Here is an 18,826-nt window from a genome sequence, read left to right on the forward strand (position 1 = left end):
GTGCATGGCAGATAGTAACACAATGCATTCGACATATCGAAGTCGGGCGGTGATACTGCAGTGGCGAAGAATGGCCAGCTGATTCGCAGTGTAAGCGTCGAAATTCACCTTGAACCTAGGACTGATCATGAATTCCACCACTCGCCTCGCTCGTGCAACGACGGGGATAGCGGTGCTATGCATCGCCAGCACCGCGTTAGCGCAAAACTCACAATCACCTCGTGGGAACGAGGATGCGAAAATGGAGGCCACGGGTCAGTGCCCGGTCATGGGCAATGTTGCCCCGGCCATGGCCAGGCAAACTGCGGCCGGCGCCATGTCCAACGGCGATTGGTGGCCCGAACAACTGAACCTTCGGATCCTGCATCAAAATTCCGCCAAGGGCAATCCGCTGGGCGCCGGCTTCGATTATGCCCAGGAGTTTCAAAAGCTTGATTTGGCGGCGCTGAAGAAAGACCTCGAATCATTGATGACGACTTCGCAGGACTGGTGGCCCGCCGATTACGGTCACTACGGTCCTCTTTTCATTCGCATGGCTTGGCACAGCGCGGGCACCTATCGAGTCACCGATGGTCGCGGAGGGGCCGGGTATGGCACGCAGCGTTTTGCGCCGCTGAACAGTTGGCCCGACAATGCGAACCTGGACAAGGCTCGCCGTTTGCTCTGGCCGATCAAGCAGAAGTATGGCAACAAGATCTCGTGGGCGGACCTGATGGTGCTAACCGGCAACGTGGCTCTGGAATCGATGGGCTTCGAGACATTCGGTTTCGCCGGAGGTCGCGCGGACGTGTGGGAGCCTCAGGAAGATATCAACTGGGGACCGGAGAGTACTTGGTTGGGGGACAAGCGTTACACCGGTGACCGTGAACTGGAAAATCCGCTGGCCGCCGTTCAAATGGGTTTGATCTATGTCAATCCGGAAGGCCCCAATGGCAAGCCGAGCGCATTGGAAGCAGCGAAAGACATTCGTGAAACCTTTGGCCGGATGGCGATGAACGATGAAGAAACCGTGGCCCTGATCGCTGGCGGACACACCTTTGGCAAGTCGCATGGCGCCGCGAGCGCGGAGAATGTCGGACCAGAACCGGAAGCCGCGGGTATCGAGGCACAGGGATTGGGCTGGATCAACAAGTACGGCAAGGGAAACGCGGGCGACACGATCACCAGCGGCTTGGAAGGCGCTTGGAGCACGACGCCAACCGAATGGTCGAACCATTTCTTCGACAACCTGTTTGCCTACGATTGGGATCTGGTCAAAAGTCCGGCCGGCGCATGGCAGTGGACTCCCACCGACCCGGCTGCGCAGGGGACCGTTCCCGATGCACACGACGAATCAAAATCCCATGCGCCGATGATGTTCACGACCGACCTAGCGCTGCGGATGGATCCGATCTACGGAAAGATTTCGAAGCGTTTCCACGAGAACCCGCAAGACTTCCAGGTTGCCTTTGCCAAGGCGTGGTACAAGCTGACGCATCGTGACATGGGCCCCGTCACACGCTGTCTAGGACCGGACGTCGCCGAGCCGCAGTTGTGGCAAGACCCGGTTCCCGCAGTCGATCACGAATGGATTGGTGATCAGGATATCGTTGGTTTGAAGCGACAGTTGCTGGCTTCGGGAATTTCGATTTCTAGCCTGGTTGAAACCGCCTGGGCATCTGCATCGACTTTCCGCGGCAGCGACAAACGGGGCGGAGCCAATGGGGCCAGGATCCGTCTGGCGCCTCAAAAAGATTGGGCCGTGAATCAGCCCGAGGAACTTGCAAAGGTCTTGGCGAAGCTTGAAGCAATTCAAACGAAGTTCAACGACTCTCAGGCCGGCGGCAAGAAAGTTTCGATGGCGGACCTGATCGTGCTGGGCGGTTGTGCAGCCGTTGAACAAGCTGCGAAGAACGCTGGGCATGATGTCCAAGTCCCCTTCGTTCCGGGCCGCACCGACGCAACACCGGAGATGACCGACGTGGAATCCTTCGCCGCTCTTGAACCGAAGCTGGACGGGTTCCGCAACTTTTTCGCACACCAGCTGGATCGACCGGCTCCCGAATCGTTGGTTGACCGGGCTTCGCTGTTGACGCTGACTGCACCCGAGATGACGGTCCTTGTCGGCGGCATGCGAGTTTTGAACACGAACGCCGGAAGCGGGCCACTCGCCGATCTGGGTGTCTTGACCGAGCAACCACAGACGTTGACCAACGACTTCTTCGTCAACCTGCTGGACATGAGTACTCAGTGGCAGAAGTCGCCGGTCTGTGAACACTTCTTCGAAGGACGTGATCGCAAGACGGGGCAGGTCAAGTGGACGGCGACTTCGGTCGATCTGGTGTTTGGTTCCAACTCGCAACTTCGAGCGATCGCGGAAGTCTACGCCAGCAAAGATTCGCAGCAGAAGTTCATCAACGACTTCGTAGCGGCTTGGAACAAGGTGATGAACCTGGATCGATTCGACTTAGATCCAGCAGTCCGAAATGGCGCGAAGCTTGTGGTACTTCGGTAACACAAGAATTTCGCGACGGAGTCTTCAACCCAGTGGGTCGCCGGTCGGCTCGGCGCCCGATTGGTGGCAACTGGCAACTGGCAACTGGCAACTGGGGCGTCACGATCGGAAATTCGCCGCGAGGATTGGATTGTTCCGGCGAAGCCAAGGACGGCTTTCGCTATCCGGAATCCAACGTTGTTGAACCTGCCAGCGCATCGGTTGCAAAATTCAGGCTACCGTTGCCACGGAACAAAAAAAAACAGCCCGCCGCAACTGAATGCGACGAGCTGTTTTTTCGTTCAAGTCGGGCCGACAGGATTTGAACCTGCGACCTCCACCACCCCAAGGTGGCGCGCTAGCCAGGCTGCGCTACGGCCCGATGGAGACCAAGGACGTGAGTCCCGGTCACCGATTGAAGATGCAGATGCTAATGAACGTTGGCTCGCTTGACTAGGTGACCTTGGACGATGTTTCGAAGCGTTTTAGCATTCGGCTAATTCATCGGCTGCAAACTCCGCAGCGGATGACCTGTTTTCCCCATTTTGGACGTTCAAATGAGTTTTGCGGATCGATTGGCAGCAGCGGTCAAAGCCACGGGTTCGGTCACTTGTGTCGGATTGGACCCGCGCAAGGCCCAGTTGCCGGCCCCCATCCGCGACGCTGTTTCCGGGGATTCGCCGGATGCTTGGGCAGCCGCCTACACCCAGTTTTGCAACGAAATCATCGATGTTGTGGCCGGCCGGGTCGCTTGCGTGAAACCACAGGCGGCCTTTTTTGAACAACTCGGACCCGCCGGCATGGTGGCTCTGGGCGAAGTCATCGCTCACGCCCGCCAGGCTGGGTTGTTGGTCATTACCGACGGCAAACGCAACGACATCGGCAGCACGGCCACGGCCTATGCGGACGCCTACCTGGGCCAGCAAAGCCCCTGGGGCAGCGATTCGTTGACGGTCAGTCCCTATCTGGGCCGCGATTCGCTAGAGCCGTTTGTCGAAGTTTGCGATCAACGCGAAGCCGGCATTTTTGTGCTGGTCAAGACTTCGAATCCTGGTGGCGGACTGCTGCAGGATCGTAAAACCGATGGCCAGACGGTGTATTCGGCGGTCGCCGAGTTGGTGACGGAGTTCAATTCGACCCGATTGGGGCAAAGTGGATATGGGCCGGTCGGAACCGTGGTCGGGGCAACCTATCCCGAACAATTGGCGGAAATGCGAGCCGAGTTGCCGGGAAGTTGGATCTTGATCCCCGGTTTTGGGGCTCAGGGAGGCGGTGCAGCCGACGTCCAGGCCGGGTTCGACGAGCGCGGACTCGGAGCGGTCGTCAACAGTTCGCGGCACATCATTTTTGCTCACGCCCGCCCGGAATTTAAAGACAAATTTGGGGACGCCCAATGGCTCGATGCTGTTTCGGCAGCAACCGACGACATGAACGCCCAGCTGCGGTTTTAAAACCGACCCGATCGGGCGGCGATTGGATCTCGATGGCGACTTCTTGAAAGTTGTCGGCAGGCATCGGAATTGGGTTGGAACGCCCATTTTCGTCGACAATTTTCGTCCTTCTTTAAAATTCCGCTCAAGTTTCGCCGTTGGTGACGCGGCGGAAGTGCCCGATCACTCTTGCCTCACCTTTGGCGTTGTCGGTATAGCCACCCTTGGTCTCTGTAAGGATCCGATGGTCTAGGAATCGAATCGATGCGTCGTCTTGTCACTTTTCTACTGCTTGCTTTCGTCGTCATGTTGGGCGTCGAATCTTCGCACGTCTCTGGTCAGGGGATGGGGCTGCCCGGTGGCACGACTGCCGCGGTCCCACGTACGCCTGACACGCCGCCCAGCATGCAGGGGCAAACACCCAATCCGAATAACAACAACGCATTTGCCGGGCGTGCAGCTGCCGCTCCGGCAACGTCGGCGATGGCCCCACCGAGTTCCGGCGGCAAACTGCCTCGCACCGCCGGCCAAGTGCACCGCGTGTACGATCTTCGCCCCTACACGGGCTATCTGACCAAGCACGATCATCCCGAACAAGCGATCATTGACTGGGTGTTGCGAGAGACGGGGACCGACGTTTGGTTCACCGAACCCTTTGGTTTCTTGAACGCCGACCGCGATTCCGTATCGGTTTATCACACCGACGAAATGCACGAAGTGGTCAATGGTGTCGTGGACCGATTTGTGGCTGGCGAAAAAGAGCCTCAGGTGATGCACCTGCGGGTCATGACGGTCGGCAACGCCAACTGGCGCAGCCGGGCTCACATGTTGATGCAGCACGTGTCGGTGGATTCGCCGGGCGTGCAAGCATGGTTGTTGAGCAAGGAAAACGCCGCGTTGGTCTTGAACCTGCTTCGTCAACGCACCGATTCGCGCCAAGTCCATGATCTGAACATCGTCACCTACAACGGGCAAACCGAGACGCTGGCTAGCACGCGAGGCCGCAACTATGTCCGGAATGTGCGTCCGGCCCCTCAGGCATGGCCTCCCTACGAGCCGGAAACCGGCGAAGTCCAAGAGGGATACCGATTGTCGATCAGCCCGCTGCTTAGCACCGATGGTCGAGCGATCGATTGCATGATCAAGGCTGAAATCGATCAGGTCGACAAGCTGAACCCGGTCGACTTGGAATTGCCGCTGCCCAACAATCAAGTTCACCGCGCCCGTATCGACGTTCCACAAGTGGTCAGTTGGCGTTTGCACGAACGTTTCCGTTGGCCGTCGGACATGGTGCTGTTGCTCTCTTGCGGCGTGGTGGCCAGTCCGGAACGCGCCCAGTCGGCGATTCCGATGTTGAATATGAGTGCCTTCACCGGGGCGACGGCCGGTCGCGCCGACGCTCTGATGTTCATCGAATTTCGCGGTCGCGCATCCGAAAACTTGACCACCGGGCTGACACCATCGTCATCGGTTCCTCAGGTAGCCACCCAACCGGGCGGTGCGAACCGAGGCCGTTACTAGGGGATTTGGTCGGTCGGATGTCGCTCTGACCCTCTTTGGATCAGGCCCCCTCAAAGACGCGGGGTTTGCTGTTTACAATCGCGGTCTCTGCACTTTTCCGCCGCCTCGAATATGCGTCAATCGTCCATGGTTACCCCTTCGTCTCGCCGTGTCGTTATCACGGGCATCGGAATCGTCAGCCCCCTTGGCAATGATCCCGACCAAGTGCTCTCTGCCCTCCGCGACGGCGTCAGCGGCATTCGCCCGTTCACTCAGGTGCCGCAGGGCGTGCTGGGGATCGACCATGGGGCGGAAGCCGTCGAATTCACCGGCGACATCAAGGACTACGGTCCGATGGAAAAGACGCTGGCTCGCACGATCCGCAAAGGCAGCAAAGTGATGTGCCGCGAGATCGAAATGGGGGTCGCGGTGGCTCAATTGGCTCTGAACGATGCTGAACTGAACCAGGAAAATCGTGATCGTGACCGCACCGGGGTCCTGTACGGTTGCGATTACATCATGTCGCTGCCCGAAGAATTTGCTGGCGGAATCCAAAAGTGTTTGGACGAAGACGGCAACTTTCATTTCGAAGATTGGGGTGCGAAGGGCAAGCCCGAGGTGAACCCGTTGTGGTTGCTGAAGTACTTGCCCAACATGCCGGCAAGCCACATTGCGATCTACAACGACCTGCGTGGTCCCAACAACTCGATCACGGTCCGCGAAGCGTCCGCCGGCGCGGCACTGGCCGAAGCATTTTCGACGATCCAACGTGGGCATGCCGACGTTTTGGTTGTCGGTTCCACCGGATCGCGTATCCATACGCTGCGAACCCTGCACGCTTCGCTGCAAGAAAAGTTGGCGGCCAACCAAGACGATCCCGCGACGATGTCACGCCCATTCGATAAAACACGCGATGGCAGTGTCGTTGGCGAAGGCGCCGCGGCCCTGGTTTGCGAAACTCTGGAACATGCGCAGGCACGCGGTGCGACGATCTTAGGCGAAGTCGTCGGTTACGCCAGCAGTGCGGTGGGCCCGACCGACCAATACAAAGATTCGCACATCCAACAATCGATCGCAAACGTTTTGCGAGGGGCCTTGGGCAGCAGCGAAGCGACGTCCGTTGGACATATCCACGCCCATGGTTTGGGCACGATTGAATCGGACCAGCAAGAAGCACAGGCCATCGCTGCGGTGTTTGGTCCCGCTGAATCACAGCCTCCTGTGACGACGGTCAAAGGCCACATGGGGAATCTTGGCGCAGGTGGCGGGATGGTCGAGATCGTGGCCAGCCTACAGTCGCTGGGCGGCAACCTGTTCCCCATCCGGAACCTATCCGAGTTGGATTCCGATTGCCCGATCAACGCATGCCAGGATTCCAGCACGCCGGCCGGTGATAGTTTCATCAGCGTCAACGTGACGCCACAGGGCCAAGCCTCTGCGATCCGCATCGCAGCCTTCACAGCCTAGCGAGAAGTGGCGTTTGTCGCTCGAAAGTTCTCGTAGCGCAAGTCGCCAAGACTTTCGGCTGGCGTCGCGTCAGGCGTTCAAGCGTCGAGACACTCGCCAGCGGCGAACGTTTTTGTCGTAGCGCAAGTCGCCAAGACTTTCGGCTGGCGTCACGTCAGGCGTTCAAGCGTCGAGACACTCGCCAGCGGCGAACGTTTTTGTCGTAGCGCAAGTCGCCAAGACTTTCGGCTGGCGTCACGTCAGGCGTTCAAGCGTCGAGACACTCGCCAGCGGCGAACGTTTTTGTCGTAGCGCAAGTCGCCAAGACTTTCGGCTGGCGTCACGTCAGGCGTTCAAGCGTCGAAACACTCGCCAGCGGCGAACGTTTTTGTCGTAGCGCAAGTCGCCAAGACTTTCGGCTGGCGTCACGTCAGGCGTTCAAGCGTCGAGACACTCGCCAGCGGCGAACGTTTTTCTCGTAGCGCAAGTCGCCAAGACTTTCGGCTGGCGTCACGTCAGGCGTTCAAGCGTCGAAACACTCGCCAGCGGCGAACGTTTTTCTCGTAGCGCAAGTCGCCAAGACTTTCGGCTGGCATCGCGTCAGGCGTTCAAGCGTCGAAACACTCGCCAGCGGCGAACGTTTTTGTCGTAGCGCAAGTCGCCAAGACTTTCGGCTGGCGTCGCGTCAGGCGTTCAAGCGTCGAGACACTCGCCAGCGGCGAACGTTTTTCTCGTAGCGCAAGTCGCCAAGACTTTCGGCTGGCGTCGCGTCAAACGTTCAAGCGTCGAAACACTCGCCAGCGGCGAACGTTTTTGTCGTAGCGCAAGTCGCCAAGACTTTCGGCTGGCGTCACGTCAGGCGTTCAAGCGTCGAGACACTCGCCAGCGGCGAACGTTTTTGTCGTAGCGCAAGTCGCCAAGACTTTCGGCTGGCGTCGCGTCAAACGTTCAAGCGTCGAAACACTCGCCAGCGGCGAACGTTTTTCTCGTAGCGCAAGTCGCCAAGACTTTCGGCTGGCATCGCGTTGCCCGATTGGCTACTGTGCGCCGTGGTGGCGGCGATTGAACAGGTCGGGGCTGAATGGGTCACTGACACGAGGCAACCGTGCGGGGCCTGTGGGGCTTGGTCCATCGGCTTGGTCTGCCAACGATGGATGTGTGCCCACGCTGGGGCGTTCGGCTAGGTAGGCGTCGGGTCCATGGGCGTCGGCTCCATCGACCATTTCGTCCAGCGGTTGGCGGATCGTAGTCCCCTGTTCGAAGGCGGCGGTATCCGGCGTGTCCAATCCAGGGGCAACGTTTTCGGCTGCGCTTCGTTGCGGATCCGCGGGGACTGCTGCGTCATCGCTGGGCGTCGAGGCAGGGTCCGGAGCGGTCGTCATCTGCGCCGCAACGGACAGCCACAGCTTCAATGCTTCGATCGATTTGGCGTGTCGTGGATCCAGCGGTGTTTCGGATCCACCGTGCGGCGTCATCGCTTTCTGCAACAGGGGGCTGTTTTCGGGGTTCGTGCCATCCACGAACTCCAATGCCGCGTTCAGGTTTTCTCGCGTGATCCGGGACGATGCGCGAGTCCCGCGGCCGGGGACGATCATGGACCAGGGACGCTGAGAATCCTGGCTGTGGCAGTTTCCACAGCGATTGATCAGGGTGGGTTGGACGTGCCCGGCGAAAAAACGCAGCGTGGGCAGGTCGATTTCGATGGGCTTGGGGACAGGGTCTTGATGGTCGACCAGATGGACGTTGCCGGCGACGTCGTGGTGGTGAGCGGCTGCGACCTGCGCTTCGCTCGGTTGGGGCGACCTCGCTCGCGCAATCTGAGCTCGAATCGAAGCGGCTTCAGCATTGTTGGGGGCATGCTGACGAATGACTGCCAATTCTTGGTCGGCCAAGTCAAAGAGGTCGTAACGGACGCACCAACGCGCGTCTCGGAGCCGCGTCGAAAGGTCGTTTCGCGTGCGGTGGTCGACGCGATATCGATACAGATCACGAACCGATGGAGCCCAACAGGCGACTTCTTTTCGGGGAAGTCGAACTTCACCGCCCAAGCCGTCTCGGATGACCACGTATTCGCCTACCTGCTGGGCCAGGCCGAACAGAACATTGTCATTTTGCAGCAAAACACAGGGTTTGGCGGCATGGACGCCATCGGTGGCCGACACCATCGCCGGCCCGTTGGCCTGGATGGGGGCAGACGTCGACGGTGGCATCTCCGACTGCGCAGACGCCTCAGCGCATGGCACGGATGCAAGCAATAATGCGGCCAAGGCCGTTCTTTGGATGGTTTGATTCGCCATAATGCGTTGCAACTAGCATTTGGCGGCCCCCGCCGTCAACGGAAAAAAACGCATCGCTCAGCAAATGTGGCAGCGGATTTCGCAGCGGTGCCCGAGACATGGGGGCTGACCGGCGTACGGTTTGGCAAACGATTAGAGCCGGTCCAGGCCTTCGGGCAGCGTTCCGGCGGCGACTTCGTCATCCCATTGGTCCATCAGTGGCCAGCTGTCGGCAAGCGTTCCAAAGTCTGCCATCTTCAAGTATCCGCGAACTCGGTCGATCGTGCGGTTCATGAATTCAGGGTTGTTCGCGAAGATCGGACCATGGCTCGGTGCCAGCCATTTGACGTCACTGTCACGAATCCGTTCGAGGGACCGCACAAAGTCCTTGATGTCGCTGCCGTGGTGAGCGTCGATCGCGCCGATGCAACCGTCGCGATAGATATTGTCACCGCTTAGCAGGACGTCTCCGATTCGGAATGCCAATTGGCTGTTGGTGTGACCCGGCGTGTGCCAAACTTCTAATTCCAGCGATCCGACGGTGATGATGTCGCCGTCGTTGACTTGGTGTTCGATTTGGACAGGCGGCATTTCCAGTTTTAGATTCTGGGCGGTGATTTCCGCCAACGTGATCAGCGTATCACCGGTTTGCAGAGGCTCGACCGCATTGGGGTGAGCTGTCACCGATGTCTTCAGGATCGATTTGGCTTTTGCCAGACCTTGGATGTGGTCGACGTCCGCGTGGGTGGCCACCAGCGTTTTGCAGCGTGAAAGCGGAAAGTCCAGTTGCCGAATGATCTCGATAAAGTCGTCCACGGTTTCTTCGTAGCCGATATCGATCAACAGCCATTCACCGGCGTCGTGGACCAAATATACGTTGCAACCGAGCACTTCCCCCGCTTGGAAGTTCAGTTCAATGACGCCGGGGAAGATCGGTTTAGGGGTCAACATGTGTGGAGTCGTTTTGAAAAGTAGCGATCGGAAGGAGTGGCAGGCATTGTAGGTAGCAAAGTAGCAATCGGAAGACCCGGCAATTCGCCGCTGGCGACCGGTTTGCCCCGTGATCTCAGTTGCGGGGTTCCAGTTCCCCGTCGTCATCGACTTCGTCATTCTAAATTTGTTTGATCGCTGGAAGGGATCGGTTCGGTGCCGGCATCGAACCGATGTTGTGTTACAGCACCGCCGCCAGACCTTCGCGGTAGGTTGGAAACGCCAATCGCGAGACCAAGTCGGATTTCATGCGTCGATTCCAGATCCGTTTGTCACTATCGGATCGCATTCGATCGCTGGCCCCGGCAGGCGGCGAGGTCGAAAAGCTGGGCTCGGCCGCACCCACTTGGCGGGCGATTTGGCGATAGAAATCGGATCGGTGCATCGGTTGATCATCGCTGATCAAATACATTCGGCGTCGATCCAGGCCGCCGCTGTGGCGATCCCAGTTCTGCACCACGGCCCTGGCACCGTCGGTGACGTGGATCAGGTTCAGGTACCCGTTGCTGGGCAATGCGATCGGTCGGCCGGCGATCACGTCGGCTGATCGGGGAACGCGGCCCGGGCCATAGATTCCGGAAAATCGCAGCACGGACCAGGGGGAATCAGGCCGCATGCGGTGCAGCAGCGATTCGGCCTGCAAATGAACTCGGCCGCCCATCCGGTTGGGATGACAGGGCGATGTTTCGTCCACCCAGCGTCCGTCGGTTTGGTGATAAACGCCGGTCGTGCTGATGTAGCAAACGTCGGTGCTAGGCGGCAAAACTTGAAGCAAATTCCGGAGCCCGCCGACTTGGGAATCGTAGCGGCTGTGGGGGCTGCGGGAATCGTAGCTGACCGATACCAAGACCCGATCGACCTCGGGGAGTCCGCGTAAAGTGCGTCGATCGGTCCAGTCCAGATGCAGTGGCTGGATCGGCCCGCCAGACATTTGGCGCATTTTTTGAGCGTTGCGGGTGGTCGCCCAAACCCGATCACCGGCAAGGTCGGCCAGATCCGCAACCTGGCGACCTAGAAATCCGTAGCCAACAATCAGGGTGCGTTTCATGAAATTACCAGTCGAAAACGAATGAAAGACGGGGAAACAGGCATCTTCGGATACGGTCCAGGGGCCGATTCTTTTCTGTCGAGGACGTCGGGAACCGTTTTTTCAATCCATCCGAAACAGGGTACAATGGATCCGCGGCAAGATTGAGCCCCAGCGATCCTGCTAGCCGCGTTCCAGCGGGGCTGCGATGCCGATGGTTCCGACATCATTGCTGTTTCGCGATGCGGCAAGCATCCTGGTGCGGTGTCCGTTGATCGGCTGACCCGTTTCGTTGCTGAACCGTTTCGTTGCTGAACCATGTCTGTTGTACCGTCACTTGATTTTCTGAACTGAGTCCGCCGTGCGCCGCGTACCTCTCTACTCGCCGTCTGCCATTGTGCCCGATTCCGTTGCGGCGATTGTTGGTCATTGGGTCGCGGCGATTTCGGCCTTTGGAATTTGGGGACTTCTAGGTGGCTCGATCGCGTTGGCCCAGGCCCCGATCGTGTCTGGCAATTTCCCACCGGGTTATTCGTCGCCGCCGATCGTGATCGATCCCCCAGGATCCAGTTTTCAGTCGCCTGGAATTTCCTCGCCATCCGGTCCGGTACCGTCTGCGGGGGCGCCATCGGCCGGAGTTCCATCGGCCGGAGTTCGGGCTGACCGTCTGTCGCCGAATTCGCTGCCAGCGGTTCCGTCGTCGCCTGGTCAGCTAGATCGACTCGAATCGACGACTGCCCCTGGAACCGCATCGGGCAGTTTGTCCTCTGGCACACTGGTCACCGTGCCCAGCGAACTGCAGGCGTTGCTGCGTACCGGTGGTGTGCCGCGTTCGATCGACCATTTGCGTTTGATGGAAACCCAACAGAACAGCGTGTCCAAGGCCGCCGAATCGTGCACCGTCAGTGTGCAGATCGGCCCAGCCCAGGGCTGTGGAGTGATCATCACCGAAAGCGGTTTTATCCTGACCGCCGCCCACGTTGCGATGCGTCCGGGGAAGAGCGCGCTGGTGACCCTGTCGACTGGCCGGACCGTGCGAGCACGGACTTTGGGCATGTATCGAAAAGTGGACGCAGGCTTGATGAAGATTGATCCCGATCAGAACGGGGGCAATCCCTGGTCGCATGCGTCACTGGGAACCAGCGAAGACTTAATGGCGGGAATGTGGTGCATCGCCACCGGACATCCGGGTGGGTACGACCCCGATCGTGGCATCGTCACGCGAGTCGGTCGGATTTTGCGAGTTCGCGAAGGTGCGATCGAAACCGATTGTGCCTTGATCGGTGGCGATAGCGGTGGACCGCTGTTCGATCTGTCGGGGCGTCTGATCGCTGTCCACAGTCGCATCGGCAACGATGTTTCGGAAAACTTGCACGTTCCGGTCGATTACTACGGTAAATATTGGAATCAGATGCGTGACGGAGAAGCGTGGGGGTTCCTGCCCGGCTTTCGTCCCGTGCTTGGCGTGACCGGCAGCCCGAACTCCGAACGAGCGATCGTGGACGTGGTTCGGCCGGGGTCACCTGCTGAAGATGCTGGTATCGAACGAGGCGACGTTGTCGAGCAGTTTGGCGATGTACCGATCAAAGATTTTGCATCCCTGAAAGCCGCCGTCGACGACACGATGCCAGGGGAACGAGTCGCAATTTGGATCAACCGAGATGGCAGCCGTAAACGAGTCAGCGTCGAAGTGGGGCGTGCCGACTGAGACATCGTGCTAGAAAAAAGTGTCCGGCACGATTTTTTGCAGCGACGTCGATCGAAAACATCATGCGTCATTATTCATTCCGGTTCCCTCGCCGCGGATGCATCCCGTCCAATCATCCTTTTTGCTAGTTGCAAAGAACCCAAACATGAATTCATCCGTTCATCGTAGATTTGCTCGGTCGGTCGCTCGGGGGCTGGGCATGGTCATCGCAGCCGGATGGATCATGGTGGCTGCCGAAATCGCCGTGGCGGACGAACGCCGTGACAATTCCGAAATGATGCAGTTGATCCGTCCCTTATCGGATTCGGTTCAGTACTCCGTCGCTCAGGTGCTTTCCGGTGGTCGGCCGGTGGCGTTGGCAACGGTGGTTTCGTCGGACGGATATTTGTTGACCAAGCGTAGTGAACTGAGTGGTGATCCGATTCGCATTCGGCTGCACGATGGTCGCTTGTACCCGGCGCGAGTTGCGTCGGTGCGGCGACAAAACGATCTGGCTTTGTTGCGTGTTGACGCTGACGTTTCGTTGAAACCACTTCAATTGGTGGATCACAAGCCGTCGATCGCTAGCTTCCTGATCAGCCCCGGTCGGACCGGCCGCCCGGTCGGGATCGGTGTGATGGGCGTCGGTGCTAGGAAGATCGAACACCAGGGACGTTTGGGAGTGATTCTGAACGACAGTCCCGACGGTCGTGCGTTGGTCGAAGAGGTGTACCCCAACAGTGGCGCCGATAGCGCGGGGGTGGTTCGGGGGGATTTGATCATCGCCATCAACGGCATTCACGAATCCAATAAAACCAGTGTGATCGAGACCTTGCGAGACATGTTTCCCGGTGACGAAGTCCGTTTGACGATCCTGCGTACGAACCGTTCCAGCGGTTTGGATACGCTAGAGATGGACGCCCGAATTCGCGACTTTCACTTGATTCGCGAGTCCGAAAATGATTCGCGAGTCAACGGGCCTCGCAGCGATCGGCTCAGCGGATTCGATCGCGTGTTTCAGCACGACACGGTCTTGGATCCCGATGAATGCGGCGGTCCGGTGCTGGATACGTCGGGCCGCGTGATTGGCATCAACATCGCGCGTGCTGGACGCGTCGTTAGCTACGCTCTGCCATCGTCACTGGTGATCAGCGAATTGACCAGCATGTTGCAGGAAGCTCGCGGCGCCGAGTAATTTCCGCGGGCGCGCCGATCGTGTCCGGGAAAGTGCGAAAGTGCGAAAGTGGATGGCCGGTGATACCCGGCATCGCACTTTGGTGTGCCCCTTGGCAGGCTAAGCAAACGCTTTGCGCAGCATCGCGAGACTCTTGGGGATCGCGGTTTCGTGATCCTGTTTGCCTTCGAATTCTAGGCTGATGTATCCGCGATAGTCGACGTCCCGCAGGATTTTCGCCACCTTTGGATAGTCGATGTCCAGCGTGTACCAGGTACCGCCGCCATAGTAAGTCTTCGCTTGTACGAACACTGCTTCGGGAGCAAGCTTCGCGTATTGATCGTACTGGTCTTCCAGGAAATTGCCTGTGTCCATCGTCGCTCGCAGCCAAGGCGAATCGACTTCGCCGATCACACGCAAGACACCATCGGCGGTCCGCCCCAGACCCCAGTGGTTTTCCAATCCCATCACGACGCCGCACTTCTCTGCCACCGGCAAACACTTTTCAAATCCTTCGCGAACCCATCCGAATCCATCGTCGTCGGTGTAGCCTTCCAACCTCGGTTCAATTCCCTTGTTCGCCATCAGTTCATCGAAGTTGCCCGAAGTGCCCCAGCGTCCAGTGTTGACCCGGATGGTTGGGATGCCCATCGCGTAAGCCAGTTCGATGCAATGGATGGTGTGGTCGACGTTTTGCTGTCGTTTGGCCGGGTCGGGTGTCACAAAAGATTGGTGCGTTGACATCGCGCACAGGTCCATGCCATGGCGAAACGCCCGCTGTTTGATTCGCTGTAGCGTTGCGTTGGATTCGTCTTCCATTTGGACATGCAACACTTCGACAGCATCGAAACCCGCGTCGCCGGCCAGGTCGACGCATTGTTCGATCGTCAACTTGCTGTCGTCGCGGTAACGCCAATACGAATACGTCGACACGGCGATCGGGTTGGGTTTTCGCGGTGATGGCGTGGGTTCAACGTCGTCCGCTGAAACGCGGTCCAAATCCAGGCAAGAGGCGGCGGCGATCCCCATCAATGATGAGGCGAGCATTTGGCGGCGTGGAAGCGTGGACATGATGGATGGACTCCGCATGGAAACGATACAGAACAGACAGGTCAAGCGACCGTGGATTCTACCACGGCATCATCCGCTCGGATTGTCATTCCTATTGGCTGCGTTGGCCTGGGGTGCGCCGAATCACATCTCGAAATTCGGCGGCTTCGGCAACTACGAAGTCAAAATGTTTATGGACGCAGGGGTGACTGACGATAGAAAACCGCAACGAGGACACCGATGATGATGGCTGGTCGCTACAGGATCTTTTGCAGGATCGTCAGATCACACCATTTGCCATCCATGTGACCAATCTCTTTTTGCGTTCCCACCAATTCGAACCCATGGCGGTAGTGAAATTCCAAGCTTCGTTGATTGGTTGAAATGATGCGCGCGACCAGGTGATGGATTTGGTGTTGGCGGCAACGTTCTTCGACTTGTTGTTGCAGCGACTGGGCCACACCGCGGCCGACAGCGTCGGGCGACAGATAGATCGCACTTTCAAGACTCAGTCGGAATCCGTGTCGGACACTGAATTGCCGGGCCGATCCCCATCCCAAGATTTTGTCTCCATCGGCCGACACCAACCAACACTCGGGAACCGTCGTGGGCAACATTTCGGCGATCTGTTTCGCTTTCCACGTTTCGGCATCGAAGGTCGAACCGCCTGCGGTGATGTAGTGGTTGTAGATTTCCGCGATTGCGGCGGAGTCGTCGACGATCGCGTCGCGGACTAGCGGACGCGTTTCTGGAGGGGAGGCTGACATCAGATGGTTTCCGGGTTTGTTTGTTTCCATAGCCATTGGATCGCTGATCGAATCGTTTCGGCTTGTTCGTCGGTTGCGATTCCGTCGTGATCAAGGCCTGCTAGTTTCACCACTTGATGGTTGCCCGCGTACCGACGGATGACTTCATTTTGGATCGATGGCGGAACCAGGCTGTCGTTCAGGCATTGCAAGAACACAGCAGGTCGGTCGACCATGGGAGCCAACGACAGGGCGTTCATTGAATCCGTCAGGCTTTCAGCGATGGGGCCGACAAGTTTCCCCAGCGGGTACCGCTGGGCGATCCGTTGAACGACCGGTATCAAAGGCGGCGGGTTTCGGAGCACCAATCCAACTGGCAGCGAAAGATCGTCCAGCGTGGATGCGACGTGCAGCGCCGTATTGCATCCCAGACTGTTTCCCACCAACCACAGGCGTGTGGCGGTCGGGGCGTGCTCGGACAGGACCGTGCGTGCGAAGCCTTCGGCCGATCTTGCGATTTTGGTCAGGCTGGGCCGGCCGCTGCTGCCGCCATAGCCGGGGGGATTCCAGGTCCAGACCTCGCCGCCCATCGAGTTCACCATCGAAATGGGAAACTCGGACGATCGTTCGGCGCGGCCAGCGGTTCCGGGGAACTTTAGCACCAACCAATCCGGCGGCTGGTCCCCGATCGATCGACTGTGCACAAAGCACTCGATCTTTTCGCCGTGGACGTTCAGCACCTCCCGACGCTGCAACCCATGATCCACCAACCCTCGCGATGGGCGCAGCACCATCCTGTCCAATAGATATCGCCGCAGCGATTGAACGGGATGGGCTAGCATCGTGATCATAGATGACAGCAGCGACAGGGCGCTGCGAAAGCGTCGGAGGTGGAGTCCGGTTTAGTGGACGCGCTGTCCAGGAAGGGCCCCTTCGTCGATCCCCAACACGAATACATCGGCGCCACCTGGCCCGGCTGCCGTGACCATCCCTTCGCTAAGTCCAAACCGCATCTTCCGTGGTTTTAGGTTCGCGACCATCACGACCAACCGGCCCACCAAGGCTTCGGGTTCGTAGGCAGCCTTGATGCCTGCGAACACTTGACGACGTTCGTCGCCACCTAGGCTAAGCGTCAGCTTCAATAGTTTGTTGGCTTCGGGAACATGTTCGGCGGCCACCACTCGAGCGACTCGCAAGTCCACCTTGGTGAAATCGTCGATCGTGATCTCGTCGGCCAACGGTTCGTCCTTGAGCGGTTGATCGCTATCGTTGAACGCGTTGGCAGCTTGGGCTGCGGCATCTTGGGCGGCATCGGCTGCGGAAGCTTCGGCGCTGTCGTCAATCATCTTTTGCAAATCCTCGGTTTTAAGTCGGTCTAACATGCGCTGGAACTTCGCCACAGGCGTGCCCAGCAAGGGGGTTTTGCTTTGGTCCCACGCGGTGATCGGATCACCTAGCAGGTCGCCGCATTGATCGGCCAATTCCGGCAGTACCGGGGCCAGGTAAATCGCCAATTGGCGGAATAGGTTCAGTGCTACGGTGCAGACGTCACGAAGTTCGCCGGTCCGCTCGGGATCTTTTTTCATTTCCCAAGGCTTGGCGTGTTCGACGAACGGGTTGGCCGCATCGGCAAGTTCCATGATCCTGCGCATCGCCCGGCTGTAGTCGCAGGCTTCGTAGGCAGCCGCGATCTCGTCGCCGGCCGCCGCTGCGGTGGCAAACAGGCCGCCATCATCAGGATAGGTTTCCGATAGGCCCGTCTGTCCCGCAAACTTGCCAACTCGGCTGGCCAAGTTGACGACCTTGCCGACCAAGTCACTGTTCACCTTTTCAGCGAACTCTTCGATCCCTAAGTCCAGGTCTTCGACACGCGGCGATAACTTGGTGGCGTAAAAGTATCGCAGGTACGACGGGTGTGCGTACTTCAGATAGGTTTCCGCGGCGACCAGAGTGCCATCGCTTTTGGACATCTTCTTTCCGTCGACATTCAAGAAACCGTGAATGTGAACTTTGGTCGGCAAACTGAACCCGGCGGTCTTCAACATGCCTGGCCAAAACAACGTGTGAAAGTACTGGATGTCTTTGCCGATGAAGTGGTGAATCTCCGTCTGGTCACTTTTCCACCAATCGGCCAGTGATTCGCCGTTGGCTTGGCACCACTGAGCCGTGCTGGCGATGTATCCGATCGGGGCATCGAACCAGACGTACCAGTAGTTGCCTGGGGCATCGGGAATTTCAAAGCCGAAATACGGCGCAGGCCGGCTGATGTCCCAGTCGCGTAAATCGTCGGCCAGGAAGTGACCCTTCAAATAGTTGGCGACTTCGGTCTGCAAGGCGCCACTGGAATCGACCCATTCGGATAAGAATCCGTGCAACTTTTCCAGTTCGACAAACAGGTGTTTCGCTTCCTTCAGCACCGGCGTCGCACCGCTCAGCGTGCTCTTCGGATCGATCAGTTCGGTGGGCGAATACGTGTGGCCGTTGTTGCAGTTATCACCGGCTTGGTCGGTCAGTCCGCACTGCGGACAGGTCCCGCGTACGAACCGGTCGGCCAGGAACGTTTCGGCTTCGGGGTCGAACAGCTGCTCGATCGTCCGTTCGGCGATGAGGTCCGCCTCCCGAAGCGACTTCCAAAATTCGTGACAGATATCCCGGTTGGCTTCGCTATTGGTGCTGCCGTAGTGATCGAACTGGATTCCGAAACCGGCAAAGTCGCGCTGGTGATCTTCGCTCATCGCTGCGATCAAAGCTTCTTCGCTGCGCCCTTCTTTTCGAGCGCGAATCATGATCGCCGTGCCGTGAGTGTCGTCGGCACAGATGTAGATGCATCGTTGGCCGCGCAGTTTCTGGAATCGGACCCAAATGTCGGTCTGGATGTATTCCACCAAATGGCCGATGTGGATCGGCCCGTTGGCATAAGGCAGCGCGCTGGTGACCAGTAGTTTTCGTGTCATGGTTTCAGTTTCGCTGGATTGGTCGGGCGGTTTGGCTCGCTGGCCGTTTCTGTGGTCGCGGCCGGAATTGTAG

Annotated in this window: 13 protein-coding genes and 1 tRNA gene; 6 read left to right on the forward strand and 8 right to left on the reverse strand. The window is 58.5% G+C overall.

Going from position 1 to position 18,826, the window contains the following annotated elements:
* The first annotated feature begins 127 nt into the window (after positions 1 to 127).
* Complete coding sequence (gene katG, locus K227x_RS09795; RefSeq protein WP_145169333.1) at positions 128 to 2,494, forward strand: catalase/peroxidase HPI; 2,367 nt, start codon at positions 128 to 130, stop codon at positions 2,492 to 2,494.
* A 286-nt stretch (positions 2,495 to 2,780) separates the two neighbouring features.
* Here katG and K227x_RS09800 read toward each other — a convergent pair.
* Positions 2,781 to 2,855 (reverse strand) — tRNA-Pro (locus K227x_RS09800).
* 175 nt (positions 2,856 to 3,030) lie between these two features.
* Here K227x_RS09800 and pyrF point away from each other — a divergent pair.
* The 3 genes from pyrF to K227x_RS09815 all read left to right on the forward strand — a co-directional run bounded on the left by pyrF (position 3,031) and on the right by K227x_RS09815 (position 6,870).
* Complete coding sequence (pyrF, locus tag K227x_RS09805) at positions 3,031 to 3,924, forward strand: orotidine-5'-phosphate decarboxylase (protein ID WP_145169334.1); 894 nt, start codon at positions 3,031 to 3,033, stop codon at positions 3,922 to 3,924.
* A 243-nt stretch (positions 3,925 to 4,167) separates the two neighbouring features.
* Positions 4,168 to 5,424: a hypothetical protein gene (locus K227x_RS09810; RefSeq protein ID WP_246146709.1), complete on the forward strand. Its 1,257-nt coding sequence runs from the start codon at positions 4,168 to 4,170 to the stop codon at positions 5,422 to 5,424.
* Between the two features lie 126 nt (positions 5,425 to 5,550).
* Positions 5,551 to 6,870 (forward strand): beta-ketoacyl-[acyl-carrier-protein] synthase family protein, encoded by a 1,320-nt coding sequence (locus K227x_RS09815; RefSeq protein ID WP_145169336.1) that lies wholly within the window; start codon positions 5,551 to 5,553, stop codon positions 6,868 to 6,870.
* A gap of 1,016 nt (positions 6,871 to 7,886) precedes the next feature.
* Here K227x_RS09815 and K227x_RS09820 read toward each other — a convergent pair.
* The 3 genes from K227x_RS09820 to K227x_RS09830 form a co-directional block, all read right to left on the reverse strand.
* Entirely contained in the window at positions 7,887 to 9,146 is a 1,260-nt protein-coding gene (locus K227x_RS09820) for a hypothetical protein (RefSeq protein WP_218933891.1), read from the reverse strand.
* 132 nt (positions 9,147 to 9,278) lie between these two features.
* Positions 9,279 to 10,076, reverse strand: coding sequence for an MBL fold metallo-hydrolase (locus K227x_RS09825; protein WP_145177606.1), 798 nt, complete (start codon positions 10,074 to 10,076; stop codon positions 9,279 to 9,281).
* A 220-nt stretch (positions 10,077 to 10,296) separates the two neighbouring features.
* Positions 10,297 to 11,163 carry an NAD-dependent epimerase/dehydratase family protein gene (locus K227x_RS09830; RefSeq protein ID WP_145169338.1) on the reverse strand — a complete coding sequence of 289 codons (867 nt, stop codon included), beginning with the start codon at positions 11,161 to 11,163 and terminating at the stop codon, positions 10,297 to 10,299.
* Between the two features lie 376 nt (positions 11,164 to 11,539).
* Between K227x_RS09830 and K227x_RS09835 the strand changes: the two genes are divergently transcribed.
* The gene (locus K227x_RS09835; protein ID WP_246146710.1) at positions 11,540 to 12,850 is read left to right on the forward strand and encodes a S1C family serine protease; all 1,311 of its coding nucleotides are present in this window, start codon (positions 11,540 to 11,542) and stop codon (positions 12,848 to 12,850) included.
* A 145-nt stretch (positions 12,851 to 12,995) separates the two neighbouring features.
* A complete protein-coding gene (locus K227x_RS09840; RefSeq protein ID WP_145169339.1) occupies positions 12,996 to 14,024 on the forward strand; it encodes a PDZ domain-containing protein in 1,029 nt (342 codons plus the stop codon).
* A 99-nt stretch (positions 14,025 to 14,123) separates the two neighbouring features.
* On the opposite strand, the gene K227x_RS09845 is transcribed toward K227x_RS09840, so the two are convergent.
* From K227x_RS09845 to metG, 4 genes are all read right to left on the reverse strand, one after another.
* Complete coding sequence (locus K227x_RS09845; protein WP_246146711.1) at positions 14,124 to 15,074, reverse strand: sugar phosphate isomerase/epimerase family protein; 951 nt, start codon at positions 15,072 to 15,074, stop codon at positions 14,124 to 14,126.
* Positions 15,075 to 15,310: 236 nt separating this feature from the next.
* The gene (locus tag K227x_RS09850; RefSeq protein WP_218933892.1) at positions 15,311 to 15,820 is read right to left on the reverse strand and encodes a GNAT family N-acetyltransferase; all 510 of its coding nucleotides are present in this window, start codon (positions 15,818 to 15,820) and stop codon (positions 15,311 to 15,313) included.
* On the reverse strand, positions 15,820 to 16,650 hold the full coding sequence (locus K227x_RS09855; protein WP_218933893.1) for an alpha/beta hydrolase: 831 nt from the start codon (positions 16,648 to 16,650) through the stop codon (positions 15,820 to 15,822). Before K227x_RS09855 ends, K227x_RS09850 begins: the two co-directional genes overlap by 1 nt.
* A gap of 51 nt (positions 16,651 to 16,701) precedes the next feature.
* Positions 16,702 to 18,753, reverse strand: a complete 2,052-nt coding sequence (gene metG, locus K227x_RS09860; protein ID WP_145169343.1) for a methionine--tRNA ligase — start codon at positions 18,751 to 18,753, stop codon at positions 16,702 to 16,704.
* Positions 18,754 to 18,826: the final 73 nt, after the last annotated feature.

Origin of the sequence: Rubripirellula lacrimiformis (genome assembly GCF_007741535.1) — a bacterium.
Classification (GTDB): domain Bacteria; phylum Planctomycetota; class Planctomycetia; order Pirellulales; family Pirellulaceae; genus Rubripirellula; species Rubripirellula lacrimiformis.

Excerpts from the sequence above, each read along its gene's own strand:
- K227x_RS09820 (WP_218933891.1), bottom strand. The coding sequence starts at position 9,146 with ATGGCGAATCAAACCATCCAAAGAACGGCCTTGGCCGCATTATTGCTT.
- K227x_RS09840 (WP_145169339.1), top strand. The coding sequence starts at position 12,996 with ATGAATTCATCCGTTCATCGTAGATTTGCTCGGTCGGTCGCTCGGGGG.
- katG (WP_145169333.1), top strand. The coding sequence starts at position 128 with ATGAATTCCACCACTCGCCTCGCTCGTGCAACGACGGGGATAGCGGTG.
- K227x_RS09830 (WP_145169338.1), bottom strand. The coding sequence starts at position 11,163 with ATGAAACGCACCCTGATTGTTGGCTACGGATTTCTAGGTCGCCAGGTT.
- K227x_RS09850 (WP_218933892.1), bottom strand. The coding sequence starts at position 15,820 with ATGTCAGCCTCCCCTCCAGAAACGCGTCCGCTAGTCCGCGACGCGATC.
- K227x_RS09825 (WP_145177606.1), bottom strand. The coding sequence starts at position 10,076 with ATGTTGACCCCTAAACCGATCTTCCCCGGCGTCATTGAACTGAACTTC.
- K227x_RS09815 (WP_145169336.1), top strand. The coding sequence starts at position 5,551 with ATGGTTACCCCTTCGTCTCGCCGTGTCGTTATCACGGGCATCGGAATC.
- K227x_RS09810 (WP_246146709.1), top strand. The coding sequence starts at position 4,168 with ATGCGTCGTCTTGTCACTTTTCTACTGCTTGCTTTCGTCGTCATGTTG.
- metG (WP_145169343.1), bottom strand. The coding sequence starts at position 18,753 with ATGACACGAAAACTACTGGTCACCAGCGCGCTGCCTTATGCCAACGGG.
- pyrF (WP_145169334.1), top strand. The coding sequence starts at position 3,031 with ATGAGTTTTGCGGATCGATTGGCAGCAGCGGTCAAAGCCACGGGTTCG.
- K227x_RS09845 (WP_246146711.1), bottom strand. The coding sequence starts at position 15,074 with ATGTCCACGCTTCCACGCCGCCAAATGCTCGCCTCATCATTGATGGGG.
- K227x_RS09855 (WP_218933893.1), bottom strand. The coding sequence starts at position 16,650 with ATGATCACGATGCTAGCCCATCCCGTTCAATCGCTGCGGCGATATCTA.